Here is a 26237-nt window from a genome sequence, read left to right as displayed (position 1 = left end):
GGAAAAGCGGTTCCGTGGCATAGCCCGTCGCGGCGTGCGATCCTGATTGTGCGGAGAGCGGTGTTGAGAGCCTGTGTTCGTCTGTGCCTGTCGCTGGCCGCCCTGTTGGGCTTGCCGCTCGCCGCCCATGCCGACTGGAAGCCGGTCGAGAAGGTCGAGACCTACGCCATATCAGGCCAGTCCGGGCCAGAGCTCTACCGCTCGATCGGCGACAACGGACCGAAGGTCGGCATTGCCCGCGCCATCGCCCACACCAATTTCAAGCTGACCTGGACCAGGGACTATCAGGCGCGAGCGGGAGCCTGCGTGCTGGTCTCGGCACGGCCGAAGCTCATCATCACCTACACCTTGCCCAGCCCCTCCTCGCCACTGCCGCCAGCAATCCAGAAGAATTGGGAGGTTTTCATTGCCGGCGTCAGCGCCCATGAGAAGGTCCACGGCGCAACCATTGTCGACATGGTGCGCAAGATCGAAGCGGCGACCGTCGGCCTCAGCGTCGCCGACGACCCCAAATGCAGCAAGATCCGCGCCGAGATGACGAAGCGCCTGTCCGGACTGTCTCAGGCACAGCGACAGGCGAGCCGCGATTTCGACCGCATCGAACTCGGCCAGGGCGGCAATCTGCAAAAACTCATCCTTGCCCTGGTCAACGGCGGCTGAAGCTAGCCTCGAGCCTCCGAAACCAGACCGTCGAGAAGCGCAGCACCTTCCGGCCAGTCGCCCAGGCCACTCTGCGCATTGATGTGGCCGAACGCGCCGATGACGGCATGGCCGCTGCCCCACTGCTTCGCCCTCGCCTCGGCATAGTCCGCAGCGCCATAGGGATCGTTGGTGCTGGTCACCACCAGCGAGGCAAACCGCAGCCGGCCCTCGGGAATTTTGGCAAAGGCCATGCCGTAGGCCGGGAACACGGCCGCCGTCGGATCGGGAACACCGACCAGCAAGGCCGCCTGGACCGGGCGCCGCGAGATCTTCTGCCAATGCGCGATCAGCAGGCAGGACAGGCTGTGCGCGACCAGCACCGGCGGCTCCGGCGCCTCGATCACGGCAGCCTCGAGCGCCGCCAGCCAGTCGGTGAAATCCGGCAGGTCCCAGCTCGAGGGCTGGAACCGACGCATCGCCGGATTGGCGCTTTCCCAGCGCGATTGCCAGTGGGCTGGGCCCGAACCGCCGCTGCCGGGCAGGATGATGAAATGCGTCATGTCGCCTTGCTCCTATCTCTTGAAGGAGGATGGTGGCGTCTTGCAACGATCCCGGGAATGGGAAATCATCGTAAAAGTCACGGCATTTCCGATGGATTCAAGGTGACCATGAAAAACAACGAAGAGCGCGCGCCGCTCGACCCGACCGACATCGCCATTGTCGAAGCCATGCAGGAAAACGGCCGCATCGGCATGTCCGAGCTTGGCCGCCGGGTCGGCCTGTCGCAGCCGGCTACCTCCGAGCGGGTGAAACGGCTGGAGGAGCGCGGCGTCATTGCCGGCTACACCGCGGTGATCGATCCGGCCGCACTTGGCCTCGGCATGATGGCGATCATCCGGGTGCGCACCACGCATGAGCACATCCGGCCCTGCCTGAAGCAGTTCGCCGAGATGCCGCAGATCACCGAGGTGCACCGGTTGACCGGCGAAGACTGCTTCATCCTGAAAGTGGTCGTCCCCTCGCCGGCGCAGCTTGAAACCATCGTCGACGCGGTGGCGCGCCATGGCGCGGCCACCACGGCGCTGGTGTTGCGCAGCGAGGCGCCGAAGCCGATAGGCCGCGACCTGATCCGGAGATCAGGCGGCTTAGGGCAAAGGCGTCTCGCCGCACCGAGGTCCTGAGCTGCCCTAGCGGCTGAGATCGAGTGCCGCGCTCAAATCGCCCATCGGCGGCTGGTCGTTGTTGCGCAGCGCCTTGTCGCGGGCGACGATGCCGGGCAGCACCGGTAAATCGTAACGCGCGGTGATGAAGCGCAGGATCGACGTCGTGTCGTATTGCGTGTGGTCGACAGTACCCATCTTCGCATAGGGCGAGATGATGAAGGCGGGGATGCGGTTGCCCGGCCCCCAACGGTCGGCCTTCGGCGGCGCGACATGGTCCCAGAAACCGCCATTCTCGTCATAGGTGACGACCACCAGCATGTGGCTCCATTGCGGGCTTTTCTCCAGGTGCGAGACGACGTCGGCGAGATGTTGGTCGCCGCTCGCCACATCGGCGTAGCCGCCATGCTCGTTGAGATTGCCTTGCGGCTTGTAGAAACTCACCGCCGGCAGCTTGCCGTCGTCGATCGCCTTGATGAATTCGGTCCCGTCGAGGCCGCCATCCCTAAGATGTTCGGCCCGCGCGGTCGTGCCGGGCGCGTATGCCGCAAAATAGTTGAATGGCTGGTGGTGGAACTGGAAGTTCGGCACAGGCGTCGCGTTCTTGCCGTCGAGCGTTGCCTGCCAGGCGCCGGAATACCAGGCCCAGCTGACGCCCTTCAGCGACAACAGATCGCCGATGGTGATGTCGTGCTGCGGCGGCAGCGTAGTCGGCTGCGCCGGATCGGCCAGTGCCTTGTCGCCGCCTTCGGCCGGCTTGTTGGCGCTCGGCTGATAGGGCGGCTGCATGGTGTTGACGGCGTGGAAGTCTGGCGTGATGGCGCCGTCATTGACGAATTTCGGCGCCCCGCCGAGGGCAGAGGCCGGCGAGTTGTCGGCGACCTTCAGCGTCGTGCCGTCGGCTTCGACCACGGCGATTTGCCCCTTCACCGGACTGGTGTCGGCATTTGGATAGACCGGAACGCAGGCGCAGGCGAGCATGATATGGTTGAGGAAGGAGCCGCCGAAGGCGCCCTGGAAGAAATTGTCGGCCAAAACGTATTTCTTCGCCACCGCCCACATCGGCAGCACCGAGCCGTCATAATGACCCATCACCAGGCCGCCGGAATCGGCCCAGGCGACGAACTTGTCGTTCTTCCCGCCGTCGATCTGCATCTGCTCCTGATAGAAGCGGTGCCAGAGGTCGCGCGTGATGACGGAGGTCTTCTCGTTGAAGCCGCTGGCGTCGTCGATGGCGAAGCTGGCATTGCTGAGATGGGCCGTCTGCGCCTCGGTCACCGGCGGCGTCACGCCCTTGGCGGTCAGACCACCCCAGGCCGGCGGCAGTTCGCTCAGCGGCTTGCCGTCGCGGTCGAGCTGGCGCACCTGGCCGGCCGAAAGGTTGGCCAGGCCGTTGGCGCCGGGGAAGCCGCCATAGAGATTATCGAAGCTGCGGTTTTCGGCATAGATGACGACGACGGTGTCGATCTTGTCGAAGCCGGGAGGGGCTGCGTTGGCTGTAGCCGGAATCGAGGCCAGCGCCGTGCCGGCCAGGCAAAGCGAGGTGAAAAGCGTGAACCGCGTCATGGGAGGTCCTCATGGCTAGGGTGATGGCTAGAGGGCAGTGTATGGCTTGGGGGCGACGAGCCATGGCTTCGGACGCTAGGTCGATGCTTTGTCACCTTTGTGACATTTATCGCCTATCCGAACACGGTTGCGTGAGCGGGTGGACCGGTCATCAATCCGTTGCAGTGCGGACCTAATTGCGGAACAAATCGGACTGAACCTTATGACCGCAAGACGATGGAACGGTTGATGATCGCGACCGCCGCGGCATCGATGTTTGGCCTCGCCACCATCCTGCCCGGCAACGCCGTCAGCGCCGGTAGCGGCAGTGTCCATCCCGGACCGATGTCGCGCGCGGATGCCTTCGCTCGGGCGCAGGCGCTGACAGCGCTTGGCCGAAAGATGTTCTTCGACCCGTCGCTGTCGGCTTCAGGCAAACAATCCTGCTCGTCCTGCCATGATCCGCACCATGCCTTCGGTCCGGCCTCGGCGGCACCGGTCGAGATGGGCGGTCCGAAGCTGGACCAGCCCGGACTGCGCGCCGTGCCCTCGCTTCGATACCTTCAGGCGGTACCAGCCTTCACAGAGCATTTCTACGATTCCGAGGATGAAGGCGACGAAAGCGTCGACAACGGCCCAACCGGCGGCCTGACCTGGGACGGCCGCGCCGACCGCGGCCGCGACCAGGCCAAGATCCCGCTGCTGTCGCCATTCGAGATGGCCAACAAGGATGCCGCCGCCGTCACCGCCGGATTGCGCAAGTCCATCTATGCCGATGAATTCAAGGCCGCCTTCGGCGACACCGTGTTCGACCACCCGGACGACGCCTTCGACGCCGCTGCCGAGGCGCTCGGCACTTTCGAGCAGAGCAGCACCGACTTCTACCCCTATTCCAGCCGCTACGACGCCTTCCTCGCCGGCAAGGCGACGCTGTCGGCGCAGGAATTGCGCGGGCGCGCGCTGTTCGAGGACGAAACCAAGGGCAATTGCGCCAGTTGCCACCTGAGCGAACCCGCCAATGACGGCGAGCCGCCGCAATTCACCGATTTCGGCCTGATCGCCGTCGCCGTGCCGCGCAACCCGGCCATCCCGGCCAATGCCGACCCCGCCTATTTCGATCTCGGCCTGTGCGGGCCGCTCAGGACCGACTTCCATGGCCGGGCTGAGTATTGCGGCCTGTTTCGCACGCCGACGCTGCGCAACGTCGCGCTGCGCAAAAGCTTCTTCCACAACGGCTACTTCCACACGCTGCGCGACGCGGTTGCCTTCTATGCCAGCCGCGACAGCGATCCCGGCCATTGGTATCCCAAGAACGCCGACGGCACGATCCGGCAAAATGACGATTTGCCAAAGGCTTACTGGGCCAACCTCAACCATGACCCGCCCTTCGGCAAGAAGCCCGGCGACAAACCGGCACTGACCGACCCCGAAATCGACGACATCGTCGCCTTCCTGCAAACGCTGACCGATGCCGATCAGCAGGCCGGGGCGGTACCGGCGAACTGATTGCCTGGACCTTGCGCATGCCCAATCCCGCTTTCTCGCACCCGCAAAACAGGTTTATGGATCTTGCCGGATTTGGTGTGTGGCGGCGCTGGGGCCGCAAGGAAGGGCATTGGTTATTGGCGCTTACTCATTAGCGCTTCCTAAACTGCTCTGGGGTATCCCTTACCAATTGATGGTGGGACGCCGATGAACGCATTCTGGCGAGCAGTCGGATTTGTTGTGATCCTTGTGACCGGCGCAGCGATGCTGGCGGCCTTGCATATCGACGCCCAGCGGAACTTCGCGCTTGCCAAGGAACGCTACATCGAGAACTCCCAGGCGGCAGCCAGGACAACCGCCAAGACGGTCGAAGACGCCTTGCGGGCCGTCTACGAGAATGTGCGAACGCTGAGCTACCTGCCAAGCGTCCGAAACCTCGACCGGCATGGCACCAACCTCGGCGACGAGGGCCGCGCGACAATCCAGCAGATCTACAACAATCTCGCCAACAACGTCTCCATTTCCGAGGTCTACTTCCTGCCGCTGGATTTCGACCCCGACCGCTTCGATGCCGTGACCGGAAAGCTCGAGGAGCCGATCCTCCAGTTCGACCAGCTGATCGTGAATGCCAGGGCGCGGTCCGACGCTGCAGCCGCAAAGTCCGCAAAGCTTGACGAGAACGCGCTGACCCGGCCCGCCGAAGAAGTCGAGACCTATGAGTACCAGGAACTGGCCAAACAGCTCGCCTGGCTGAAGGCGAACTATCCGAATTCGAGCGCCATTGACGGGCTGAATGTGCCGATCATCGGCACCAAGGAGCTCATCACCTGCGACAACACAGATTTCATCCACACCGGCAATGACGCGGATCGCTCCGGTTTCATCCTTTCGGTCCCGGTCTTCGGCCAGGATGGCAGCCTGCGCGGCTCCGTCTCGGCAATCATGCTCACCTCGGCGCTGAGGAAACTGTTGCCGAGCAGCGACTATGTCATCGTCAATTCAGGCTACGGATTTGAATCCGACCAGCACAAGATGTCGACGGCCCTGGCGGCGGATTCCCGTGCCTTCACGGCGGCCGACCCCAATCTGATCTATTCCGAAGTCATCCCGCTCTCGCTCAACGATCCCAGAAGCGCCTGGCGTCTCTGGGCCGGTTTCCCCAACAGCAGATACGACAGCAACATGGACGCCCTGTCGGTGCGGCAATTCGAACTGGCTGGTTATGCGGCGGTCGCGGTGGTCACGCTGCTGGCGCTGGCCTGCTGGTATGCGATCGGACGCACGATGATGATGCAGACCAATGCCGCCGAGACTTTGGAGCGGCGGGTCGAGGAACGCACCGCCGAGATCCAGCACCTTGCCACGCATGACATTCTCACCGGCCTGCCCAACCGGGGCCTCCTGGCCGACACGATGGACGAGGCACTGAGAAGCCTCAGGGACGGCGAGAAGCTGGCCGTCCATTGCGTCGATCTCGACCGTTTCAAACCGGTCAATGACACCCTCGGCCATCCGATCGGCGATGAGGTTCTCGGTGCGGTGGCGAGGCGCCTGAAGCAGCAGGCGGGTGAAACCGCCATGGTCGCGCGAACCGGGGGAGACGAGTTCGTCATCCTCCAGCTCCTGATCGATGGCGACGACGAGGCGGGTGTGCTGGCGAGCCGGGTCATTCATGCCCTGGCCGGCGAATTCTTGATACAGGGCCACAAGATCAACATCGGCAGCAGCATCGGCATCGCTGTCTTCCCGGACGACGGACAAAGTTCGGAAATCCTCATCCGCAATGCCGACCTGGCCTTGTACAAAGCCAAGATGGAAGGCCGTGGGACCTGCAGGTCGTTCGAGCCGGGAATGGACGCAAGACTGCAGGAGCGGCGCCAACTCGAATCCGAACTGGCTCTCGGCGTCACAAACGAGCAGTTCGTCGTGTACTATCAACCGCTGCACGACGCCAAGACCTCGAAACTCACCGGCTTCGAAGCCCTGGTGCGATGGAACCATCCGCGCCTCGGCCTGCTGCCGCCGGCGGAATTCATCCCGATGGCCGAGGAGACGGGCGTCATCGACACGCTTGGCGAGTGGATCATGCAGCGGGCTTGCGCCGACGCCGCCAAATGGCCCCTGCCCGTCAAGGTCGCGGTCAATCTCTCGCCCGCCCAGTTCAAACAGCAGGGGCTGCCGCTTCAGGTTGCCGCGGCGCTCGCGGCTTCGAACCTGCTGCCGTCACGGCTCGAGCTGGAGATCACCGAATCGGTGCTGCTGGCGCACAATGAAAACACCATAAACACGCTGTACAGCCTGCGCGACCTCGGCATCAGCATCGCCATGGACGATTTCGGCACCGGCTATTCCTCGCTGAGCTATCTCAGGTCGTTCCCGTTCAACCGCATCAAGATCGATCGCAGCTTCGTCAGCCTGATGTGCGAGAGCGGCGAAAGCCGGGCAATCGTCAAGGCCGTCGCCGAACTCGGCGCAACGCTAGGCATGACCACGACCGCGGAAGGCGTCGAGACCGAGGACCAGTTCAGGCTGGTCAGGGAGAATGGCTGCACGGATGTCCAGGGCTGGTACTTCGGCCGTCCAATGCCGGCTTCCGAGCTTCATTCGCTTTTCGAACAGCCCGAACTGCAAGATGCCTTGACCGCATAAGCAGCACAAACGGGGGCAAGTAAGTGAGCACCGGAAGCGCAGGGAACCGTCGTTTACAGGCCGGCATCACCTGAATATCAACAAACCCTATTGCGTGTCGGCATTCGCCTTCAACTCCGCCCGCTTCTCGTCCGACACCACGGCGAGATCCAGCACCTTTTGCAGGCCGGCGGCGTGGCGGAAGCTGGGCTCGCTCTGCACGCCGCCGGTGACGGCGTCAACGAAACGCTGGTAGTTGGTTGGCACCGAGCCGGCGTCGAGCTCTTCCCATTTGGCATTCTCGACATTGTCGCCGACGCAGGCCTTGAGCAGCGAGCCGTCGAGATTGTGCACCACCTCGATGCCGCCCTTGTCGCCATAGATGCGCAGTCGCAGTTCGTTGAGATGGCCGGTCGCCCAGCGACTGGCATGCACCACGCCGAAGGYGCCGTTGGAAAAATCCAGCGTCATGGCGAAGCTGTCATTGGCATCGAGTTCGTAGTCGCCGATGCGGTTGCCGGGCGCCTTGTCGAAGGCGCGCAGCCGGCAGAATACATGGTCGATGTCGAGAGCCGCACCATAGCTGGCGAAATCGAGGATGTGGATGCCGACATCGCCGAGCACGCCATTCGAGCCGTGGCCGCGCGACAGGCGCCAGAGCCATTTCGGATCGGTGTGCCAGTCGCCCCAGAATTTCGACACCAGCCAGCTTTGCAGATAGGACGCCTCGACGTGCCTGACCGTGCCGATTTCCCCCGCCTGCACCATCTGGCGGGCCTTCTGCAGCGCCGCGACATTGCGATAGGTGAGGTTCACCATGTTGACGAGGCCGGCAGCCTCGGCGGCGTCGGCCATCTCGGTGGCCTTGCCGAAGTTCTCGGCCAGCGGCTTCTCGCACAGCACTGGCTTGCCGGCGGCGATCAGCGCCATGGTCGTCGGATGATGAATGCGGTCCGGCGTGACATTGGCCACCGCATCGAAGCCGCCCCATTTCAGCGCCTCCTCCAGCGAGGTGAAGCGGTTGGGGATGTTGAAGCCGTCGGCGAATTGGCCAACGCGCGCCGCATCGACATCGACGGCACCGACGATGTCGACACCTTCGATGGCGCCGAACCGCCTTGCATGTTCCTGCGCCATCCAGCCGGTGCCGAGTATCATAAGCCGCATTTCTTGCTCCTTGGAATATTCAGAATCCGTCGTCTCAGAGGCGCTGCCAGATCGCCTTCAGCGGCGAACGCATGGCTTGCTCGATCGCCCGCAACTGCTCGCTGGCCAAGGAGGTCACTCCCGGATTGACGACCGTCAACGCGCAGACACCGAACGCCGCCGGCCAGACGTAGCGCAGATCGTTCAGCGACGCGGGCTTATGGCAGCACGGCGTGGTGACGGACAGGTCGGCGAAGCCTGCCGCGAAGGCCTGGTCCATGGCACCGCCCCACCATTCCTCGATGTCGCCGCCGCAGAACGGGCAATGGACGCTTTCCGTATTTGCTCCGGCGTCGAAAAACGTCACCCCCTCTTCGGATTCGACGGCGACATGCTCAGCCTGCGGGAACAGTCCGCGCGCAACATTCACGGCCGCGGCGGCAGCCGGCTCGTCGGGGTGCCAGTGCGGATCATGAGGCACCAGACGCAGATAGGTGTCGGACATGGTGCTCCTCCCGGTCGGCGCCTCAGATAGCGCGAATGATGCCGCCGTCGACGCGGATGTTCTGGCCGGTGATGTAGCCGGCGCCGTCGGACGCCAGGAAGGCGATGGTCGCGGCGACCTCTTCCGAGGTGCCGTAGCGCTGCATCGGCACGCTGTCGCGGCGCTCCTCGGTGGCCGGCAGGCTGTCGATCCAGCCGGGCAGCACGTTGTTCATGCGCACATTGTCTGGTGCATAGGTGTTGGCGAAGATCTTGGTGTAGGCGGCAAGCCCGGCCCGGAACACCGCCGAGGTCGGAAACATCGGGCTCGGCTCGACCACCCAGGCGGTCGAGATGTTGATGATGGCCCCGCCCTTCTGCTTGACCATCTGCGGTGCCACGATGCGCACCGGCCGGATGACGTTGAGCAGATAGACATCCATGCCGGTGTGCCATTGCTCGTCCGTAATCTCGAGGATCGGCGCGCGCGGCCCGTGGCCGCCGCTGTTGACCAGCACGTCGATGCGGCCATAGCGCTCCAGCGTCAGGTCGACGAGGCGTTGCAGATCGTCATTCGACTGGTTGGAGCCGGTGACGCCGAGCCCGCCAAGCTCCTTGGCCAGCGCTTCGCCCTTGCCGGACGAGGACAGGATCGCGACGTTGAAGCCATCCGCCGCAAGGCGCTTCGCCGCCGCCGCACCCATGCCGCTGCCGCCAGCCACGACGACAGCTGTTTTTTCTGAACTCATCTGATTTTTCCTTCTCGGGTTGGCGGGCGCGAAGCCTTGGCAGTTGGCGGTGTATAGCCGGTTTCGTCAGCCAGTTCGAACCAGAAAGCCTGAACCAGCATGCAGAAAAACTCTCCCATGGCGCTGCGAGTTCAGACAGGCAGCAGGGCGTCGGGCTTCACATTGGCGATCGAGGCATAAGTGTGCGTTTCCCGGACGCCGGGCAGCGGCAGGATGACCCGCTGCAGGAAATCCTGGAATACCGCCATGTCGGCGATGCGCGCCTTGACCAGATAGTCGAAACCGCCGACCACCATGTGGCATTCGATGATTTCCGGCGCCCGCAACACCGCCTCGGCGAAGCGGTCGAATACTTGCGGCGCCGTGTGGTCGAGCCGCACCTCGATGAACACGAGCTGTGCCTGCCCGATCCTGGCGGGGTCCAGAATGGCACGCACCGCGCGGATGAACCCTTCGGCGAACAGCCGCTTGACGCGCTGCGCCGCCCCTGTCGGCGACAGGCCGACCCGCCGCGCCAGATCGAGCGTCGTGCGGCGGCCATCCTCCTGCAACAAGCGCAGCAGCGAGCGGTCGATACGGTCGAGATCGTCCATTTCAGGATTCACACTTTTGAACCAGAATAAGCGTGATAGTCACGCCAAATTCGCAAAAACAGCATATTTCATCACGCCGCCAGATCGCAATACCGTTGCCGTGCACTCCAGCCGACAACGAAAGCGGATCCCATGACAACAGCCCTATCGATCTCCCGCAGCGCCCAGGCCAAGGGCGATACACCGGTGCTCTTCTTGAGCGAAGCCGAGGTGAAAACCTGCATCGACCTTCGCCAGCTTCTCGACGCGCTGGCCGGCGGCTTCAAGGCGCTGTCCGATGGCAAGGTCGTCAATCCGGCGCGGCCGCAGCTCGATATTCCCGATGCAGGTTATTCGCTGGCGATGCCGGCGTGGATGGCGGGCATGCATCTGACGGTGAAGATCGTCAACGTCTTCGAGGGCAACATTGCCAAAGGCATCCCCAGCCACCTCGCCACCATCCATCTGTTCGACCCGCAGACCGGCATGCCGGTCTGCGTCATGGACGGCACCTACATCACCGCCGTGCGTACCTCCGGCTCGGCTGTGCTGTCGGTTCGCGAACTCGCCCGGCGCGACGCCAAGGTAGCGACGGTGGTGGGCGCCGGCGTGCAGGCCGGCCAGCACTTGCACCTTCTGCCACTGGTGCGCGACTTCGCCGAGATCCGCGTCGTCTCGAAGGAATTCGCGGATGCGCAGGCGCTTGCGGCGCAGCATCCCGGCGTCGTCGCCGTCAGCGATCCTGAAGCCGCGGTACGCTCGTCGGATGTCGTCTGCCTGGCGACGCATTCCTACGCACCGGTGATCTCGGCCGACTGGGTGCGGCCAGGCACCCATGTCTCGTCGGTGGGCGTCGCACCGCCCGGTGGCGAACTGCCAGTCGACCTCATCAGGCGGGCAAGCCTGTTCGTCGAGACAGGCGAAGCCTTCGCCCCGACCCCGGTCGGCTCCTGCGAGCTCGCCGGGCTCGATCCGCAAACCGGAACCGAACTCGGCGAAATGCTGCTCGGTCTACGGCCGGGACGCGTCAGCGCCGAGCAGGTCACCGTCTACAAAGCCATGGGCGTTGCCATGGAAGACATGGTGGCGGCCGACCTCGCCTATCGCGAAGCGGTTCGGCGGGGATTGGGGCGGGCTGTTGCGTTGTAGCGGGCTGGCCGGGCTCATCGTTTAAGTCGGCGCCGCCCCTCATAGCCCGTACGGTGGGCAGGCCAGTTGAATATCAACGCGCCTTGGGCAGGCCGGGCAGCATCTGGCTTAGCACCCGATCGCGAAGGAAGACGTGATGGACGATGGCCGCGGCGGCGTGCAGGCCGGCGAGCCACAGGATGATATCGCCAAGCGTGCCGTGAATGTCCGCCAGCGATGCGCCCGCACCCCACGGGCCGAAAAACGGACCGATGGCGCCGAGGCCGTAGACCGTCACCGGGTGGCCGCCGAACCATGCGCCGAGCATGGCGGTCGCCGGAACCGCGAACAGAAGCGCATAGAGCGCCCAGTGCGTCACCTTGGAGGCGACGTCCATCCATGCGGGCATCGGCGGTGCATCCGGAACGCTGTCGAACAGGCGCCAGACCAGACGAACGACCAGCAGCCAGAAAACGGCGAAACCGAGCGTCTCGTGAAGCAAAAGGGTCGAGGCGCGGGCCTCGGAATAGACCCGCGCCGGCGGGCCGCCTTCGGAGACCAGGAAGGCGATGAGCACAAGCAGTGCCGTCAGCCAGTGAAATGCCTGGGCAAGGCTTCCGTAGCGGGTTGTCGTACCGGACAGCGACATGCAAAAGCTCCGTTGGACACAATTGTCGTCAAGTGAACATCCGAGTTTGCCGTTCATGTGGCGGCGACCTCGCGACGGCTGGGGCCGCGCGGGCGACGGCAAGGTGCCGCGCGGAGGTGGAACGCTCCGCCGGGATATGAGACGCTGACCGCAAAGCCTGGCCAGGAGATGCAACGATGAAACCCACACTGCCGCTGCTGTTGAGCCTCAATGGCGGCTATGTCGATACGGCCGGGTTCCTGGCGCTGCAGGGCCTGTTCACGGCGCATGTGACGGGAAATTTCGTCACCCTGGGCGCCTCCCTGGTGCTCGGCATCTCGGGCGTGCTGGCCAAGCTTTTGGCGTTGCCGGTGTTCTGCATCGTCGTCATCCTAACCCGGCTGGYCGGCGAGCGCTTGCGCAGGCGGGGACGGCAGGCGCTTGGGCCGCTGCTGACGGCCAAGCTCTTGCTGCTGATTGCTGGTGCTGCGCTGGCGATCCGCTTTGGCCCCTTCGCAAGCGGTGACGGTGCGGCGGCAATCGTCACCGGCATGGTGCTGGTCGCCGCCATGGCGATCCAGAACGCGGTGCACCGCGTCCATCTCGCGGCCGCACCGCCATCGACGCTGATGACCGGCACCACCACCCAGATCATGATCGACGTCAGCGATCTTCTGGGCGGCGTGAAGCCAGAGGCCCGCCCTGCCCTCATTGCCCGCCTGCGGCGCATGTCGGTGGCGGTCGCCGTGTTCGCGGCCGGCTGCGCCGCAGCCGCACTTGGCTTTGCCTTCGCCAATGTCTGGTGCTTCGTCGTACCGCCGGTGATTGCGCTCTTTGCCCTGCTGCCGCAGCTTGCGGCGCCCCAGCTAGCCCCCTTCATCCGTCCAGATCAGGCGCAGCAGGCGCAGCAGCGTTGCCCGCTCCTTTTTTGTCAGCCGCTGCAGGAACCGATCCTCGTGCCGGCGAACCTGTTGCCGCCATCCGGGGATGGCCTCCCTGGCGGCCGGCGTCAGGGCAAGCATCTGCACGCGCCGGTCGCCGGCATGGTCGTCGCGCTCGACCAGCCCGCGCTCTTCCAGTTCGGCAAGCAGCGGTGCCATGTTGGCGCTCTTCATGCCGAGCAGGCGGCAGAGCTCGGCGGCGCGGATGCCGGGCTTCTCGTCGATAAGCGCCAGCATGCCATAGGTGACCGGGCGCAGCGCCGCCTCGGCCAGCTCGACCGCGAAATCATTGAGCGCAACGGCCGAGGCGCGTTTGAGATTGTAACCGATCTGCGCGTCGAGCACGTCTTCAGGTGTCGCGCCTGGCGCACTGCTACTGATGTGAGCCTCGTCCATGCTGCAACCGATCGCCGCGATCAAGCACCTTGTCAAGCGAAAAAGACTATGCGACATAGCAAATATGATCGCTATGCTGCATAGCAATTTTCATCGATGCAGCGGCGAAACAGGAGGACCCGACCATGACCGATGAGACCGTTGCCTTCGATGTCGAGAACGGCATAGCCTGGGTGCGCTTCAACCGTCCGGACAAACGCAATTGCATGAACCCGGCGCTCAACCGGCGAATGATGGAGGTTCTAGACGAGTTGGAATTCCGCGACGATGTCGGGGTGCTGGTGCTGTCGGGCGAAGGCAGCGCCTGGTCGGCGGGCATGGACCTCAAGGAGTATTTCCGCGAGACCGAGGCCAAGGGCCTGGGCGCCATCCGCAAGGCGCAGTCCGAAGCGTACGGGTGGTGGCGGCGCCTGCGCTGGTACGGCAAGCCGACCATCGCCATGGTCAACGGCTGGTGCTTCGGCGGCGGCTATGGCCCGCTCTTCGCTTGCGACCTCGCCTTCGCCGCCGACGAGGCGCAGTTCGCCCTGTCAGAGATCAACTGGGGCATCCTGCCGGGCGGCGGCGCCACCAAGGTGGTGGTCGACCTCTTGTCGATGCGCGACGCCATGTACCACGCGCTGACCGGCGAGCTCATCGACGGCAGGAAGGCCGCCGCCTGGAAACTGGTCAATGAAAGCCTGCCGCTGGCGGATCTGAAGGCACGTGTCACCGAGGTCGCCACGCTCTTGCTGAAGAAGAACCCGATTGCCCTGAAGGCGACCAAGGACGCCATCCGCCGCGTTGCCGAGATGACCTACGACAATGCCGAGGACTATCTCGTGCGGGCCCAGGAGGCGGCCAATTCCCACGACAATGAGGGCCGCAAGGAAGGCATCCGCCAGTTCATCGACGAAAAGAGCTACAAGCCGGGTCTCGGCGCCTACGACAAGGCAAAGTGATCCCGCAAAGCACAGGCAATCCTGGGGAGGAGATGCAGATGCCGGCCTGGACGACATCAGACCCCGTGTTCCTGCACGCCAGGGCGCAGCCGGATCGTCTCGCTTGTGTCGACCTGGCCACCGGCCGGCGCTGGACCTATTTCGCGCTGGACGAAGCCATCCAACGTGCAGTCGGCGTTCTCGAAGGCGGCCATGGCATCGCGGCTGGGCAACGGATCGCGACGATAGCCCGCAACAGCGCCGATCTCTTGATCCTGCAGCAGGCCGCGATGCGGCTCGGCGCCATCTTCGTGCCGCTCAACTGGCGGCTTGCCAGCGCCGAGCAGAAGACGATCCTCCAGGATTGCGATCCGGCTCTTCTGTTGCATGACTCCGCCCTCGATATGGCGCTGCCAAAAGGCTGCAGGCCGGTCGAAGTCGCGGCCTTCGCGGCGGCGGTCGAGGCGCGTGCGCCGGCAGCGCGCCGCCCGTTGCCGGCGGACGATACGCCGTCGATCATCCTCTACACATCCGGCACGTCGGGCCGGCCGAAAGGGGTTATCGTCACCGAGCGCAACGCCCTGGCCACAGCGGTCAATTTCGGCGTGCTGGGGCGGGTCGGCAACGCCAGCATCTTCCTCTGCGACGCGCCGATGTTCCATGTCATCGGCCTCATCACCAACCTGCGGCCGCCTCTGCTTCAGGGTGGCACGGTGCTGATCTCGCCCGGCTTCGACGCCGGCCTCACCAACCATCGCCTTGCCGATCCCGCGCTTGGCGTCACCCACTATTTCTGTGTGCCGCAGATGGCCAGAATGCTGCGCGACCATCCGGATTTTGCGCCCGCGAACTGGACTTCGCTCACCGCCATCTTCACCGGCGGCGCGCCAAACCCCGCCGCCGATATCAACTGGTGGCTGGCGCAAGGTGTGTGCATGGTAGACGGCTTCGGCATGACGGAAGCCGGCACCGTACTCGGCATGCCGGTCGAGACCGACCGGATCGCCCGCAAGGCGGGCTCGGCCGGTCTTGCGGCGCCGGCGATCGGCCTGCGCATCGTCGACGACGATGGCCGCGACGTCGCCGCCGGCGAACCTGGCGAGATCTGGCTGTCCGGCCCCGGCATCACATCGGGCTACTGGAACCGGCCGGAAGAGGCGGCCCGCGCCTTCACCGCCGATGGCTGGTTCCGCACCGGCGACATCGCGCGGCAGGACGACGAAGGCTTCGTCACCCTCGTCGACCGCCGCAAGGACATGTTCATTTCCGGCGGCGAGAACGTCTTTCCGGTCGAAGTCGAGATGGCGCTGCTCGATCATCCCGATATTGCCGAAGCGGCAGTGATCGGCGTCGCCGACCAGCGTTGGGGCGAAGTCGGGCGCGCCTTCGTGGTGGTCAAACCCGGTCGCGTTGTCGGYCCGGCCGATCTGGCAAGCCACTGCGGCGCCCGTATCGCCCGCTACAAAGTGCCGAAGGAGTTCTTGCTCACCGATACGCTACCGCGCACCGCATCCGGCAAGATCCAGAAACACATTTTACGCGGCTGGCCATCGCCGACCAGCGGGCAAGCCTGAGGCATACCGCCTTTCAGCCCGCAGGCGCGGACCGAAAAGTCGCCACGGCCGCCGCAACGATTTCCGCATTGTCCCTGGCAACGCTGCCATCGGCGAGCGTCTTGCCGTCCTCTAGACCGACCCGCGTCGACCAGCGCTTGCGATGCGCAAGCGCGACGAACGGCCAGACCGTGGCGTCGACGCCGTGCAGCAGGATCGGCCGCCGCACCCCGGCACGCTCGAGCACGGCGGCGATGCCATGCGCCTCGTCCAGCGCAGCCGGCAGGTCCTGGATGTCGATCTCGATCAGGATGCGCAGCACGCGGCTGTGGTCGGCAAGACCAACGAAGCGTTCGGCATCGGCTGTTGTGGCAAGCCCCGCCTCGATGCCGACGCCGCGCTGGCGCAGCAGCTCCATTACGGCGGGCGCATCGACCTCCGACAAATTGACCGACGCATAGTCGGGCAGTTCCTGCCACGCGCCGATCGCGGCGCGGGTCCGCGCGACATTATTCTCGATCCAGGCGCCGGTCGACACGCCAATGAGCGTGCCCGGGCAGGCCTGGCGCACCGCCAACACGGTGGCGTCGACCGCCGCCAGGCTTTCGCGCCCGTCAATGCGCGGATGGATGTGCAGTTCGGCCGCACCGGCGGCGACACAGGCCGCGGCGTCGCTGGTCATCGCCGGTGCATCGAGCGGCAGCCTGGGGTGGAAATCACGTGGACGCGCGCCGTTGATGCAGGCCTGGACGATCATCGATCTCGACTCTGACAAGGGAGGTCGCAGTCTAGCCGCGCAGCAGGACAAGGCAAAGAGCTGGAGACTTCGCTCCTGACAGCGCACGACATTCGACGGCATTTGAATAAAAGCCGCCTGTGGATATTTACCCCGAATTCCGCCAGGCCCGCCAAGATAGATTTGGGCGGGATCATGGAGAGACCATTGACCAGTGATTTTTCAGCGGCCCGCATCCACCTCGAACGCGCCTATCACTATCTGCAAGGCAGTGACGAGACGAGCCGCATGGCATGTGAGGCCCTCGATCTGTTGATCGAAACGGTGGCAGAGGCACAGCACAGGCCATCAGAGGCTGGAGTGCTGGAATTTCCGCAATCGACGGCGCGGCGAACCGCCTAAGATGTTTTGAGACTCAGGCCGGCTGGCCCGGCCTGAATCTCAACACACCTGAACCTCAATATACCTGGATATCAATATACTTGGATCACGATGCCTTTCGGGCCGCCACCACCCTGGTCGCGCGCGAAACGATCGCCTCCAGCGGTTCGGGCCGGTGCAGCAAGAACCCCTGGCCGAAGGCGACGCCCATATCGCCCAGCATCGTCAACGTGTCCTGCCGTTCGATCTTCTCGCCCACCACAGCGCAGCCCAGGCTGCGGGCAATGCTGGTGATGGCCAGCACGATCTCGCGGTCGAAGCGGCTTTGCGTGATGTGCTCGATGAAGGAACCGTCGATCTTGATCGTGTCGACGGGGAAACGCCTGAGATATTCGAACGAACTCATGCCGGCACCGAAATCGTCGAGGCTGACCCGGCAGTGCCGCTCGCGCGCCTTGCGCACGAATTGTTCCGCGGCGTCGAAATTCGTGACCGCGGCGGTTTCGGTAATCTCGAAGCCGATGCCGGAATGCGGCGCCCCGGTCTCCTCGATGACGCTGTCGACGAACGCCCACAATTGCGGATCGCTCAACGTCTGCGCCGACAGATTGAACCCCAGCGTCAGCGCGCCCGAGCGCAAGGYCGCGCCGTGCCGCGACAGCGCGGTGCGGATGATCCAGCGGTCGAGCCTGGAAGCGATGCCGAACCGCTCGGCCACCGGAATGAACTCGCCGGGCGACACCAGGCGGCCATTGCGTGCGGTGAGCCTCGCCAACACTTCGACATGGCGGCTCTCTTCCCAGGGCCTGCACAGCAGATGGATTTCCTGGCCGAATAGTTTCAGCCGTCCGTCTTCCATGGCATCGACGGTGTCGGCGGCGATGCGCGCCGCATTCAGCCCGCCCGACCCCGATGCCGTCTTGACGGAGAACACAGCGAAACGGTTTCGCCCGGCAGCCTTGGCCGCGTAGCAGGCATCGTCGGCGCAGGCCAGCGCATCGGCAACCGTGGTGCTGGCGTCATCGACGAAGGCGATGCCGATCGAGGCCGCCAGCTTGCGCGTCGATGCGGCCGGGCCGAGATCGGCTTCGCGCACCGCGCCAAGCACGGCGGTGGCGATCCGCTCGGCCTGCGCGGCATCGCAATGCGGCACCACCAGCGCGAATTCGTCGCCGCCCAGCCGCGCCGCATGCGCCGATGGCGGCAGACAAGCGCGGATGCCGGCGGCAACGCTCTTCAGCGCCAGGTCGCCGGCGGCGTGGCCGGCAAAATCGTTGAGCGCCTTGAAGTAGTCGAGATCGACATAGAACACGGCCAGCGGCGCACCTGCCGCGATATGGTCGGCGAGCAGCCGGTCGAAGGCGGAGCGGTTCCACAGGCCGGTCAGAGCATCATGGCGGGCCGCGTAGGCGAGCTCCTGCTCGCGCAGCTTTTCCTCGGTGATGTCGCGCACCGTGCCGAGGATCTGGCCGGCAGCACCCGCGGCGGCGACGAAGCGGACCAGCGATTCGATGTGGCGGATCTCGCCGTCGCGCCTGATGATACGGTATTGATTGGCGATGACGGCGTCCGTGCCCATCGGTGCCCGGTGCGCGCGTTCGGTGGCTTCCTTATCCTCGGGATGCAGATAGCTGTGCCAAAGGTCGGCCGTTACCTCGTCGGTGTCGGCGACGAGGCCGAACATGTCCCTGGTACGGGTGTCCCAATAGCTCTTGTTGGTGGCGATGTCGTAGTGCCAGATGCCGGTGCCGCTGGCGGCGAGCGCCAGGCGGAAGCGCACATTGACCTTTTCGAGCTCGGCTTCGGCAGCCTTCTGCTTGGTGATGTCGGTCTGCACCCCCATCAGCCGCAGTGGCTTTCCGGACGCGTCGCGCTCGACGATGCCACCGCGATCGAGCACCCACACCCAGTGGCCCTGCTTGTGCTTCAGCCTGAGTTCGGTCTCGATGGCGTCGGTCTGTCCGGCAATGTGGCGGTCACCGCTGGCCAGCGCCCGCTCGCGATCGTCGGGATGGGTCAGTTGCAGCCACAGGTCACTGGTGTTGGCAAGTTCGCTTTCATCATAGCCCAGCATCCGCGCCCAGGTCGCGGAATAGAAGCACGCGCCGGTCGCAAGATCCCAGTCCCAGACGCCAAGATGGGCACGTTCCAGGGCCTTCGCCCAGAACGTTCCATTGCGACTTTTCTTGTCCTGACGCGTCATCGTCTGTTTCGCTCATCCCCACCCGCGGGGCAATCTGCAGCAAAACCAGAGAAGAAACAGTTACCGAAGGAAGACTGCCCCAGGGCGGCGATCCTGCGTTGCCAGCTTGCGTGAGCGTTGCCGGCACCTCCCCGCCTTTTGATTGGCCGGCAAGAACCGGAGTTTTGCCCCCAACGGATCGTCCTAGTGCTTGCCCAGGGTCATCGGCGAAGGCCGGTGATCCCCAAGACAAACAGGAAGAGGACCTCCCAATGACCAAACAGGAAGACAACAAGGCCGTCGTCGTCAGATGGTTCACCGACTTCTGGGGTGAAACCTGCGACCTGTCGGTGGTCGACGACATCGCCGCACCCGACATGCTGCTGAAATACTCGCTGCATGAGCCGCGCCGCGGCCGCGACGACATCAAGGCCTTCATGACCGACTTCCGCGCCGCTTTCCCGGACCTCAATTTCTGGGCCACCGCCGAGCTCATCGCCGAAGGCGACTATGTCGTCGGCCAGTGGGAGGGCGGCGGCACTCATGCCGGCCCGGCGTTCAACGATTTCCTCGTCGGTTCGCTTCCGGCCGCTACCGGCCGCACCATGCGCTTCACCGGCACCACCGTGCTGAAAGTGGTCGACGGCAGGATCGTCGAGGAGATCGGCCTCGACGACGGCGTCGCCGCCCTCACCCAGCTCGGCCTGGTCAAGGCCGCCTGATCGCTGGGCCATCGCCGTCCAGGCGATGGCCCCACGTTCAATCGCGGCCGAAGCCTGATGGAAAGGCCGCCTGCAACGGTCGAAAGCCTCGGATGGCGGCGAATGACGCAGGTGCGTTGCGGCGCAACATCGTTGTCAATGAATCCTTGCCAACAAATTGTGAATTATAACTGCGTGACGAATAAAATTTTACTTGGATACAAGTGTAACCAGTTGGTAATACATCGCCTGCGAAATACTCCATAACAATTTTCTGGGCAGCTGGCGGGATGTCCTCCGATGAATGCGCACACCGGGCAGCGCGGCGGCAATAGCCGCTCGTCCGCCCCTCTTGACCTGGACGTCGCGGCAACCAGGAGCGGTTGGCTGCTGACTGCCCTGTGTCTGACCTATGCCCTGACTGCTCTTTACCTGGAGCCGGATCGCTATCTGCATCTGGCGCATTCCTATGCCAGGCCGTTCGTCTTGTTGTTGCCCACGCTTCTGGCGGCTGGGCTCGGCCTGGCGGCGCTGACATTTGCCGGGCGCAACCCGACCAGGTACATGCTCGACACGCTCAGCCAGCGTTGGCTGGCAGCCACACCTGTCATCGTTTTGTTCTATCTCGGCATCACCGCCTTCACCACCCTGAAGGTCGCCATCCCGGACGTCGTGCCGTTCTACGCCGACCGCGCCCTGGTTGAGCTTGATCTTTGGCTGCATGGCACCGATCCGTGGACTTGGGCGCACACCGTCGTTCCCGAACCGTTCTCGGCCGTGATTTTCGCCGGCTACGCATATGTTTGGCATGTCCAATGGTTCGGCATTTTGCTGTTCGTCGCCTTCTGGCGCGATCCAGTCAGGCGCTTGCGCTATCTATGGGCGTTCGCGCTGACGACGATCCTGTGCGGCACCGTTCTTGCGACCTTGCTGTCGTCCGCCGGCCCGATATTCCACGACCAGTTCTACGGCGGTGACCGGTTTGCCGGACTGCGAACCGCCCTGACTGAGAACGGCTCCGCCGCACCGGTTTATATCTATGCCAACTATCTGCTTGCAGCCTACAGGAGCGGACGTCCTGAGCTGGGCAGCGGCATCTCCGCCATGCCAAGCATGCATGTCGCCTTCGTTACGCTCAACGCGCTCTTCCTGACCGGTTTCGGTCGTCGCTGGGCCATCGTCGGCTGGTCCTTTGCGGCCTTCATCCTGTTCGGCTCGGTCTATACCGGCTGGCACTATGCCGTGGATGGCTACCTCTCGATCCTTGTCGTCTCCCTGCTCTGGTATGTGACGGGGCGTTTGCTCCTGCCGCGAACGAGCCGGGACATCGCCGAGCTGGGATCGGCGATCCCCGATCCGGTAGCACAATGACCGGGCCTGGCTGACGCCGGACAGCCGCGCCCCACAGGCCTCGGGCGAGTGGCCAGGCGGCATTGGCGCCGCCTGGCCATTGCCGGCTACTGGCTCGGCGCCATCGCGTGTTCGCATGACACTTTCGGGTTCATGTCGGCGAAGGTGCCGGTCGGGTTGCCTTTCCAGGCCCAGACATGCAGTTCGTAGAACGCGCCCAGGCCGTAGCGATTGGGCGCGCTGTTGAAGTTGAACAGCTGTCCGTCCAGCGACGCCGGCCCCTTCGAGGTGATGTATTCGACTGCCACCAGCTTCAGCGTGCCGTCGGCCATCGGCTCGTACATCACGGCTTCGGGACGGGCGATGTCGATCTTGTCGTCCTTCAGATACTGGCCGTTGACGTAGTGGATGCCCATGGCGCCGCCTGTGATGCCGCTGGCGCAGGGAATGGGCGCATAGCCCTCGGCCGTCGCGGCCTTGACGTCGACAAACCGGCTGTTGGCAGCCCGTACCTTGTCGGCCAGCGGATTGGGGCCGGACCCAGCCGCTTCCTGATGCGCCTGCGCGAATGCGGTGCAGACGGCCAGCATGACCCCCGCCATGAGTAGCCTGTTTCGGACGTTCGATATCATGTTCATTCCATTCTTCTTGAAAAAGCACAGCTGGCCGGCCGCCGAAAATACGGAGGCCCGACACACAAGTGCTGTGACTGTTGTTGCTTGGAGATCCCGCAATCGATGCGACGAATGCCGGGAACGGTCATCCCTTCGGCAGATACGGGATCGTTCCAGCCAGATCGGTGTTGTCGATCATCTGGAAACGGCTGTCGCTGCCATCCTGTCGGGCCGAAACGAAGGGCGCATACGCCGGATCGTTGGTGAAGGCACGCGCCGCCGCTTCCGACGGGAACGCCATCAGGGCGATCAGCGTGGTGTCGAGCGGCTTGCCTTCGAGCGTCTTCACATTGCCGCTGCGCGACAGGTATCTGCCGCCATGCTTGTGGACGAGATCGTGCACCGAGGCGGCATAGGACGGCATCCACTGCGGGTCCTTCACCTTGATGTCTGCGATGATGTAAGCGGTCATGGGTCGTCTCCTGGTTGTAGCGCAAGGGGTATCCCGTGCACCGGCCAAGAGCTCGCATGGCAGGGCGCCGGCCAACCAGTCCGCGATCTGTACTGGGGTGGTACAGTTTCCGTACTGGCCGCTTCATTCATGAAGGCCTAATATTCGGCCCAGTTCGAGGGAGAGGCACCAATCATGACCCAGCACGGATACAAGCAGTTCTGTCCGCTATCGATGGCAGCCGAGGTGCTCTGCACCCGCTGGACCATGGTTCTGCTACGCGAACTTGTGGCAGGCTCGACCCGTTTCAACGACCTGCGCCGCGGCGTGCCGAAAATGTCGCCGACCCTTCTGTCGCAACGGCTCAAGGAGCTCGAACTGGCCGGGATCATCGAGCGCAAGGAAGTGCCGGGCGAGAAAGGCATCTTCGAATATCGGCTGACGGAAGCCGGCAGGGATTTGCGCCCGGTCGTCGAGGCGATGGGCTTCTGGGGACAGAAATGGGTCGAGTCCCGGCTGTCGCTGAAAAACCTCGATCCGTCGTTGCTGATGTGGGACATGCGTCGCAACCTAAACCCCTCGCCGCTGCCCGATGGGCGCACGGTGATACAATTTCTGTATCAGGAGCTACCAGCGTCCAAACGGTCGTGGTGGCTGATCGTCGAGAAGCACGGCGAGGTAGATCTGTGCTGGTACGATCCGGGCTTTGACGTCGATCTCTACGTCTCGACCGACTTGCACACGATGACGGCGATCTGGATGGGGTTGATCACGGTCGAGAAGGCCGGGGCAAAGGTCGCGTTGACCGGCGACCARCACATCGCGAGGAAAATGCAGACCTGGTTGGGTCTCAGCCCATTTGCGATCGAGCCCAAGCGGGCGGCGTAGCAACGAGGGCTCGGGCGACGGCGATCAGGCATTTGGCAGGAAACGGGTGGCGAGGCCGGCTTTTGGCGGCTTCAATGCCGGGCATGTTCATCACCCTGGCCAAGAATCTGAAATCCACGCCGCTGCCGGTTGCCGACGATCCGCGCTGGGCGCGCATCGTTTCGCGTGACAAATCGGCCGACGGAGAATTCTGGTATTCGGTGGCGACGACCGGCGTCTATTGCCGGCCCTCCTGCCCGTCACGGCGCGCCAACCCGAAGAACGTGCAATTGCACGACACTATGGACCAGGCGAAGGCGACCGGCTTTCGTCCGTGCCGGCGCTGCAATCCGGATGGCCCGTCGCTGGAGGCCGGCAACGCTGCGATGGTCGCCGATGCCTGCCGCAGGATCGAACGGAGCGAGGAAGAACCGTCGCTCGCCGAACTGGCGGCTACTGCCGGGCGCAGCGCCGGCTATTTCCACCGCGTCTTCAAGGCCGTCACTGGGCTGACGCCAAAGGACTATGCCGCCGCGCAGCGCGCCGCCCGCGTTCGCCAGGGCCTTGAGGACGGCGCCAGCGTGACAGCGGCGATCTATGATGCCGGCTTCAATTCGAGCGGGCGGTTTTACGAGAAATCCACCGGCATGCTCGGCATGACGCCGACGCGCTATCGCGCCGGCGGCGCGCATGAAGAGATCCGCTTTGCCGTCGGCGAATCCTCGCTCGGCGCGATCCTGGTCGCATCGAGCAAAAAGGGCGTCGCCTCGATCCTGCTCGGCGACGATCCGGACACGCTGGTGCGCGACCTGCAGGACCGTTTCCCCAGGGCGCGGCTGATCGGCGGCGACCGCGGCTACGAGGCTCTGGTCGCCCGCGTCGTCGGTTTCGTCGAAGCGCCAGCACTCGGCCTCGACCTGCCGCTCGACGTGCGCGGCACCGCGTTCCAGCAGCGCGTCTGGCAGGCCTTGCAGGACATCCCGGTCGGCCACACGGTTTCCTATGCCGAGATCGCGGAGCGCATCGCTGCGCCAAGGGCGGCCCGCGCCGTAGCCGCCGCCTGTGCGGCCAACAGTCTTGCCGTCGCCATTCCCTGCCACCGCGTGATCAGGAAAGACGGCGCGCTGTCCGGCTATGCCTGGGGTGCGGAGCGCAAGCGCGCGCTGCTCGACCGTGAGGCGGCGTCCGGCGCATCGGGCGGGGCGAGACCAGCAGATCATCGGTCTTCGCGGGCCTGACGGCGGGAGGATCTGGCAACAATGCGCGCGATGGCAAGGTCTCCCACCACCGATGCGAAGACCCGCAACGTCGCTGCCGCCAGCCCACGCACCCAAGACGCGAAATCACTGGTGATGACCGCCGTTGGTCAGATGGTCGATAACGGCAAAGCCGAGTGGAACCTGACCACGACCGGCGATATCGAGCTGCGGCTCCTGACCGGCGAAGTGTTCCTGCTCGGTGAAATCTCCGTCACCCGCGTCGCATGACAGAATGGGAATGGTTTCAATATCAGCGCTCTACGGCGCCCCCCTCTGTCCTGCCGGACATCTCCCCCACGAGGGGGAGATCGGCTGTCACCACGACCTTCGCCAATCTCCAGCGTTGCAGGAAGAGAGCCGGCGCCAGAGCTGCCGATCTCCCCACCTGTGGGGGAGATGTCCGGCAGGACAGAGGGGGGGGCGCCGTAGAGCACATACTTTTGCGCTCGCGATCTGAATTTGAAAGCAAGCATCGGAGTGAGACACGGCCGGCACGCGACTAGGGTTCAGGCACAAGACAAAGGAGTGAAGGCAATGAACCCTCATGCAAACCCGAACGGCAGTACAGACAGCGATAGCACGCAACGCTACCGCTACCCTCGACACCATCGCCTATGCCATTGGCCAGTCCGCGATCGGCAAGATCCTGGCGGCGCGCAGCGATATCGGCGTCTGCGCCATCCTGGTCGGCTCGGACGCCGACGCGCTGGAGCGGGACCTTGGCAATCGCTTCCCCGGCAAGATGCTGGTCGAAGACGAAAACGCCTTGCGCGACGATCTCACGGCGATAGCGCGCTTTGTCGAAACGCCTGGCGCCGGTCTCGACCTGCCGCTCGACATGCGCCATGGCACGCCGTTCCAGCAGCGGGTGTGGGACGTGCTGCGCGCCATCCCGTGCGGCGCCACCGTCACCTACACCGCCCTTGCCCGCCGCCTTGGCCAGCCGAACGGTGCCCGCGCCGTGGCGACAGCCTGCGCGGCCAACGCCATCGCGCTCGGCATTCCCTGCCACCGCGTTGTCCGCACCGACGGCACGCTGTCCGGATATCGCTGGGGCATCGAGCGCAAGCGCGCCCTCCTCGACAAGGAGGCAACGCTATGAACGCCCATGCCAAGGTTGCCGCATCCGTGGTCGAAGCCGCCGAGACGCGCGTCGCCGCTTACGACTGGCCAGCCCTTGCCACCGAGCTCGACGGCTTCGGCTGCGCGGTGATCGAAAAGCTGCTCTCGCCGCAGGAGTGCCGGCGGACCGCCGGCCTCTATCCTCATGAGCGGCACTTCCGCAGCCACATCCACATGGCCAGGCACGGCTTCGGCAAGGGCGAGTACCGTTATTTCCGCTATCCCCTGCCCGACCTCCTGGGCGGCTTGCGCAGCGCGCTCTATCCCAGGCTGGCCAGCGTCGCCAATCAGTGGAACGAGCGCATGGGGCAAGCCATGCGCTATCCAGCGACGCATGCCGAGTTTCTCGAACAGTGCCATGCCGGGCGAAGATTTCACCGGCGGCGAGTTCGCGCTGACCGAACAGCGGCCGCGCATGCAGAGCCGGGTCGAAGTGGTGCCCTTGCGCCAGGGCGACGCGGTTGCCTTCGCCGTCCATAACCGGCCGGTGCAGGGAACCAAGGGCAACTACCGCGTCAACTTGCGCCACGGCGTCAGCCGCCTGCGCTCAGGCATGCGCCACACGGTCGGCATTATTTTTCACGACGCCAAGTGAGGC

At 64.4% G+C, this 26237-nt stretch carries 26 protein-coding genes and 2 pseudogenes; 16 read left to right on the top strand and 12 right to left on the bottom strand.

Going from position 1 to position 26237, the window contains the following annotated elements; all coding sequences use genetic code 11:
- Positions 1-63: 63 nt before the first annotated feature.
- Positions 64-660, top strand: a complete 597-nt coding sequence (locus AC1D0I_RS15005; RefSeq protein ID WP_245331366.1) for a DUF922 domain-containing Zn-dependent protease — start codon at positions 64-66, stop codon at positions 658-660.
- A gap of 2 nt (positions 661-662) precedes the next feature.
- Here the strand turns inward: AC1D0I_RS15005 and AC1D0I_RS15000 are convergent, their stop codons facing one another.
- Complete coding sequence (locus AC1D0I_RS15000) at positions 663-1202, bottom strand: RBBP9/YdeN family alpha/beta hydrolase (protein ID WP_477396010.1); 540 nt, start codon at positions 1200-1202, stop codon at positions 663-665.
- A 108-nt stretch (positions 1203-1310) separates the two neighbouring features.
- Here AC1D0I_RS15000 and AC1D0I_RS14995 point away from each other — a divergent pair, with 108 nt between their 5' ends.
- The gene (locus AC1D0I_RS14995) at positions 1311-1823 is read left to right on the top strand and encodes an Lrp/AsnC family transcriptional regulator (RefSeq protein WP_477396009.1); all 513 of its coding nucleotides are present in this window, start codon (positions 1311-1313) and stop codon (positions 1821-1823) included.
- A 6-nt stretch (positions 1824-1829) separates the two neighbouring features.
- On the opposite strand, the gene AC1D0I_RS14990 is transcribed toward AC1D0I_RS14995, so the two are convergent.
- A complete protein-coding gene (locus AC1D0I_RS14990; protein WP_477396007.1) occupies positions 1830-3368 on the bottom strand; it encodes an acid phosphatase in 1539 nt (512 codons plus the stop codon).
- Positions 3369-3620: 252 nt separating this feature from the next.
- On the opposite strand from AC1D0I_RS14990, the gene AC1D0I_RS14985 reads away from it, so the two are divergent.
- On the top strand, positions 3621-4853 hold the full coding sequence (locus tag AC1D0I_RS14985; protein WP_477396052.1) for a cytochrome-c peroxidase: 1233 nt from the start codon (positions 3621-3623) through the stop codon (positions 4851-4853).
- Between the two features lie 219 nt (positions 4854-5072).
- Positions 5073-7481, top strand: coding sequence for a putative bifunctional diguanylate cyclase/phosphodiesterase (locus tag AC1D0I_RS14980; protein ID WP_477396005.1), 2409 nt, complete (start codon positions 5073-5075; stop codon positions 7479-7481).
- Between the two features lie 87 nt (positions 7482-7568).
- Here the strand turns inward: AC1D0I_RS14980 and AC1D0I_RS14975 are convergent, their stop codons facing one another.
- From AC1D0I_RS14975 to AC1D0I_RS14960, 4 genes are all read right to left on the bottom strand, one after another.
- The gene (locus AC1D0I_RS14975; protein ID WP_477396004.1) at positions 7569-8627 is read right to left on the bottom strand and encodes a Gfo/Idh/MocA family protein; all 1059 of its coding nucleotides are present in this window, start codon (positions 8625-8627) and stop codon (positions 7569-7571) included.
- A gap of 34 nt (positions 8628-8661) precedes the next feature.
- Complete coding sequence (locus AC1D0I_RS14970; protein WP_477396002.1) at positions 8662-9111, bottom strand: hypothetical protein; 450 nt, start codon at positions 9109-9111, stop codon at positions 8662-8664.
- Positions 9112-9133: 22 nt separating this feature from the next.
- On the bottom strand, positions 9134-9838 hold the full coding sequence (locus AC1D0I_RS14965) for an SDR family oxidoreductase (protein WP_457150686.1): 705 nt from the start codon (positions 9836-9838) through the stop codon (positions 9134-9136).
- A gap of 131 nt (positions 9839-9969) precedes the next feature.
- Positions 9970-10431, bottom strand: a complete 462-nt coding sequence (locus AC1D0I_RS14960; RefSeq protein ID WP_095091332.1) for an Lrp/AsnC ligand binding domain-containing protein — start codon at positions 10429-10431, stop codon at positions 9970-9972.
- Positions 10432-10563: 132 nt separating this feature from the next.
- Here AC1D0I_RS14960 and AC1D0I_RS14955 point away from each other — a divergent pair, with 132 nt between their 5' ends.
- Positions 10564-11559, top strand: coding sequence for an ornithine cyclodeaminase family protein (locus AC1D0I_RS14955; RefSeq protein ID WP_477396001.1), 996 nt, complete (start codon positions 10564-10566; stop codon positions 11557-11559).
- A gap of 73 nt (positions 11560-11632) precedes the next feature.
- Here the strand turns inward: AC1D0I_RS14955 and AC1D0I_RS14950 are convergent, their stop codons facing one another.
- Positions 11633-12187 (bottom strand): cytochrome b, encoded by a 555-nt coding sequence (locus AC1D0I_RS14950; RefSeq protein ID WP_477395999.1) that lies wholly within the window; start codon positions 12185-12187, stop codon positions 11633-11635.
- A gap of 176 nt (positions 12188-12363) precedes the next feature.
- Here AC1D0I_RS14950 and AC1D0I_RS14945 point away from each other — a divergent pair.
- Positions 12364-13032: pseudogene (locus tag AC1D0I_RS14945) on the top strand (YoaK family protein); the annotation flags it as partial.
- Here the strand turns inward: AC1D0I_RS14945 and AC1D0I_RS14940 are convergent.
- Positions 13033-13344: a MarR family winged helix-turn-helix transcriptional regulator gene (locus AC1D0I_RS14940; RefSeq protein WP_477396050.1), complete on the bottom strand. Its 312-nt coding sequence runs from the start codon at positions 13342-13344 to the stop codon at positions 13033-13035.
- Positions 13345-13628: 284 nt separating this feature from the next.
- On the opposite strand from AC1D0I_RS14940, the gene AC1D0I_RS14935 reads away from it, so the two are divergent.
- Positions 13629-14444: a p-hydroxycinnamoyl CoA hydratase/lyase gene (locus AC1D0I_RS14935; RefSeq protein WP_477395997.1), complete on the top strand. Its 816-nt coding sequence runs from the start codon at positions 13629-13631 to the stop codon at positions 14442-14444.
- 32 nt (positions 14445-14476) lie between these two features.
- Positions 14477-15997, top strand: coding sequence for an AMP-binding protein (locus AC1D0I_RS14930; protein WP_477395995.1), 1521 nt, complete (start codon positions 14477-14479; stop codon positions 15995-15997).
- Positions 15998-16010: 13 nt separating this feature from the next.
- On the opposite strand, the gene AC1D0I_RS14925 is transcribed toward AC1D0I_RS14930, so the two are convergent.
- Positions 16011-16733, bottom strand: coding sequence for a 3-keto-5-aminohexanoate cleavage protein (locus tag AC1D0I_RS14925; protein ID WP_477395993.1), 723 nt, complete (start codon positions 16731-16733; stop codon positions 16011-16013).
- Between the two features lie 186 nt (positions 16734-16919).
- Here AC1D0I_RS14925 and AC1D0I_RS14920 point away from each other — a divergent pair, with 186 nt between their 5' ends.
- Positions 16920-17114, top strand: coding sequence for a hypothetical protein (locus AC1D0I_RS14920; RefSeq protein WP_167392369.1), 195 nt, complete (start codon positions 16920-16922; stop codon positions 17112-17114).
- An 85-nt stretch (positions 17115-17199) separates the two neighbouring features.
- Here AC1D0I_RS14920 and AC1D0I_RS14915 read toward each other — a convergent pair whose 3' ends face one another.
- Positions 17200-19296 carry an EAL domain-containing protein gene (locus AC1D0I_RS14915; protein ID WP_477395991.1) on the bottom strand — a complete coding sequence of 699 codons (2097 nt, stop codon included), beginning with the start codon at positions 19294-19296 and terminating at the stop codon, positions 17200-17202.
- Between the two features lie 251 nt (positions 19297-19547).
- On the opposite strand from AC1D0I_RS14915, the gene AC1D0I_RS14910 reads away from it, so the two are divergent.
- Positions 19548-19997, top strand: coding sequence for an ester cyclase (locus AC1D0I_RS14910; protein WP_457154611.1), 450 nt, complete (start codon positions 19548-19550; stop codon positions 19995-19997).
- Between the two features lie 279 nt (positions 19998-20276).
- Positions 20277-21347, top strand: a complete 1071-nt coding sequence (locus AC1D0I_RS14905; protein ID WP_477395989.1) for a phosphatase PAP2 family protein — start codon at positions 20277-20279, stop codon at positions 21345-21347.
- A gap of 86 nt (positions 21348-21433) precedes the next feature.
- On the opposite strand, the gene AC1D0I_RS14900 is transcribed toward AC1D0I_RS14905, so the two are convergent.
- Positions 21434-21964 (bottom strand): hypothetical protein, encoded by a 531-nt coding sequence (locus AC1D0I_RS14900; protein ID WP_477395987.1) that lies wholly within the window; start codon positions 21962-21964, stop codon positions 21434-21436.
- A gap of 121 nt (positions 21965-22085) precedes the next feature.
- Positions 22086-22412: a DUF1330 domain-containing protein gene (locus AC1D0I_RS14895; protein WP_095091320.1), complete on the bottom strand. Its 327-nt coding sequence runs from the start codon at positions 22410-22412 to the stop codon at positions 22086-22088.
- Between the two features lie 174 nt (positions 22413-22586).
- On the opposite strand from AC1D0I_RS14895, the gene AC1D0I_RS14890 reads away from it, so the two are divergent.
- From AC1D0I_RS14890 to AC1D0I_RS14870, 5 genes and pseudogenes are all read left to right on the top strand, one after another.
- On the top strand, positions 22587-23279 hold the full coding sequence (locus AC1D0I_RS14890; RefSeq protein ID WP_457152609.1) for a winged helix-turn-helix transcriptional regulator: 693 nt from the start codon (positions 22587-22589) through the stop codon (positions 23277-23279).
- An 83-nt stretch (positions 23280-23362) separates the two neighbouring features.
- Positions 23363-24496, top strand: a complete 1134-nt coding sequence (gene ada / locus AC1D0I_RS14885; RefSeq protein ID WP_477396048.1) for a bifunctional DNA-binding transcriptional regulator/O6-methylguanine-DNA methyltransferase Ada — start codon at positions 23363-23365, stop codon at positions 24494-24496.
- Between the two features lie 21 nt (positions 24497-24517).
- Positions 24518-24745 (top strand): hypothetical protein, encoded by a 228-nt coding sequence (locus AC1D0I_RS14880; protein ID WP_477395985.1) that lies wholly within the window; start codon positions 24518-24520, stop codon positions 24743-24745.
- Between the two features lie 316 nt (positions 24746-25061).
- Positions 25062-25619, top strand: coding sequence for a methylated-DNA--[protein]-cysteine S-methyltransferase (locus AC1D0I_RS14875; RefSeq protein ID WP_477395983.1), 558 nt, complete (start codon positions 25062-25064; stop codon positions 25617-25619).
- A pseudogene (locus AC1D0I_RS14870) lies at positions 25616-26234 on the top strand (2OG-Fe(II) oxygenase). Before AC1D0I_RS14875 ends, AC1D0I_RS14870 begins: the two are co-directional and overlap by 4 nt.
- Positions 26235-26237 lie beyond the last annotated feature (3 nt).

Source organism: Mesorhizobium sp. P2_D1, from assembly GCF_056404455.1.
Note: the sequence above shows the minus strand (reverse complement) of the source record. Positions and strands in the feature narration are given on the sequence as shown.

What these genes read in the sequence shown, in the direction of transcription:
- AC1D0I_RS14960 (WP_095091332.1), bottom strand. Translation starts at nt 10,431, where the DNA reads ATGGACGATCTCGACCGTATCGACCGCTCGCTGCTGCGCTTGTTGCAG.
- AC1D0I_RS14955 (WP_477396001.1), top strand. Translation starts at nt 10,564, where the DNA reads ATGACAACAGCCCTATCGATCTCCCGCAGCGCCCAGGCCAAGGGCGAT.
- AC1D0I_RS14995 (WP_477396009.1), top strand. Translation starts at nt 1,311, where the DNA reads ATGAAAAACAACGAAGAGCGCGCGCCGCTCGACCCGACCGACATCGCC.
- AC1D0I_RS14940 (WP_477396050.1), bottom strand. Translation starts at nt 13,344, where the DNA reads ATGCTGGCGCTTATCGACGAGAAGCCCGGCATCCGCGCCGCCGAGCTC.
- AC1D0I_RS14880 (WP_477395985.1), top strand. Translation starts at nt 24,518, where the DNA reads ATGCGCGCGATGGCAAGGTCTCCCACCACCGATGCGAAGACCCGCAAC.
- AC1D0I_RS14900 (WP_477395987.1), bottom strand. Translation starts at nt 21,964, where the DNA reads ATGAACATGATATCGAACGTCCGAAACAGGCTACTCATGGCGGGGGTC.
- AC1D0I_RS15000 (WP_477396010.1), bottom strand. Translation starts at nt 1,202, where the DNA reads ATGACGCATTTCATCATCCTGCCCGGCAGCGGCGGTTCGGGCCCAGCC.
- AC1D0I_RS14965 (WP_457150686.1), bottom strand. Translation starts at nt 9,838, where the DNA reads ATGAGTTCAGAAAAAACAGCTGTCGTCGTGGCTGGCGGCAGCGGCATG.
- AC1D0I_RS14895 (WP_095091320.1), bottom strand. Translation starts at nt 22,412, where the DNA reads ATGACCGCTTACATCATCGCAGACATCAAGGTGAAGGACCCGCAGTGG.
- AC1D0I_RS14910 (WP_457154611.1), top strand. Translation starts at nt 19,548, where the DNA reads ATGACCAAACAGGAAGACAACAAGGCCGTCGTCGTCAGATGGTTCACC.
- AC1D0I_RS14985 (WP_477396052.1), top strand. Translation starts at nt 3,621, where the DNA reads ATGTTTGGCCTCGCCACCATCCTGCCCGGCAACGCCGTCAGCGCCGGT.
- AC1D0I_RS14925 (WP_477395993.1), bottom strand. Translation starts at nt 16,733, where the DNA reads ATGATCGTCCAGGCCTGCATCAACGGCGCGCGTCCACGTGATTTCCAC.
- AC1D0I_RS14950 (WP_477395999.1), bottom strand. Translation starts at nt 12,187, where the DNA reads ATGTCGCTGTCCGGTACGACAACCCGCTACGGAAGCCTTGCCCAGGCA.
- AC1D0I_RS14905 (WP_477395989.1), top strand. Translation starts at nt 20,277, where the DNA reads ATGAATGCGCACACCGGGCAGCGCGGCGGCAATAGCCGCTCGTCCGCC.
- AC1D0I_RS14990 (WP_477396007.1), bottom strand. Translation starts at nt 3,368, where the DNA reads ATGACGCGGTTCACGCTTTTCACCTCGCTTTGCCTGGCCGGCACGGCG.
- AC1D0I_RS14875 (WP_477395983.1), top strand. Translation starts at nt 25,062, where the DNA reads ATGCAAACCCGAACGGCAGTACAGACAGCGATAGCACGCAACGCTACC.
- ada (WP_477396048.1), top strand. Translation starts at nt 23,363, where the DNA reads ATGTTCATCACCCTGGCCAAGAATCTGAAATCCACGCCGCTGCCGGTT.
- AC1D0I_RS14935 (WP_477395997.1), top strand. Translation starts at nt 13,629, where the DNA reads ATGACCGATGAGACCGTTGCCTTCGATGTCGAGAACGGCATAGCCTGG.
- AC1D0I_RS14970 (WP_477396002.1), bottom strand. Translation starts at nt 9,111, where the DNA reads ATGTCCGACACCTATCTGCGTCTGGTGCCTCATGATCCGCACTGGCAC.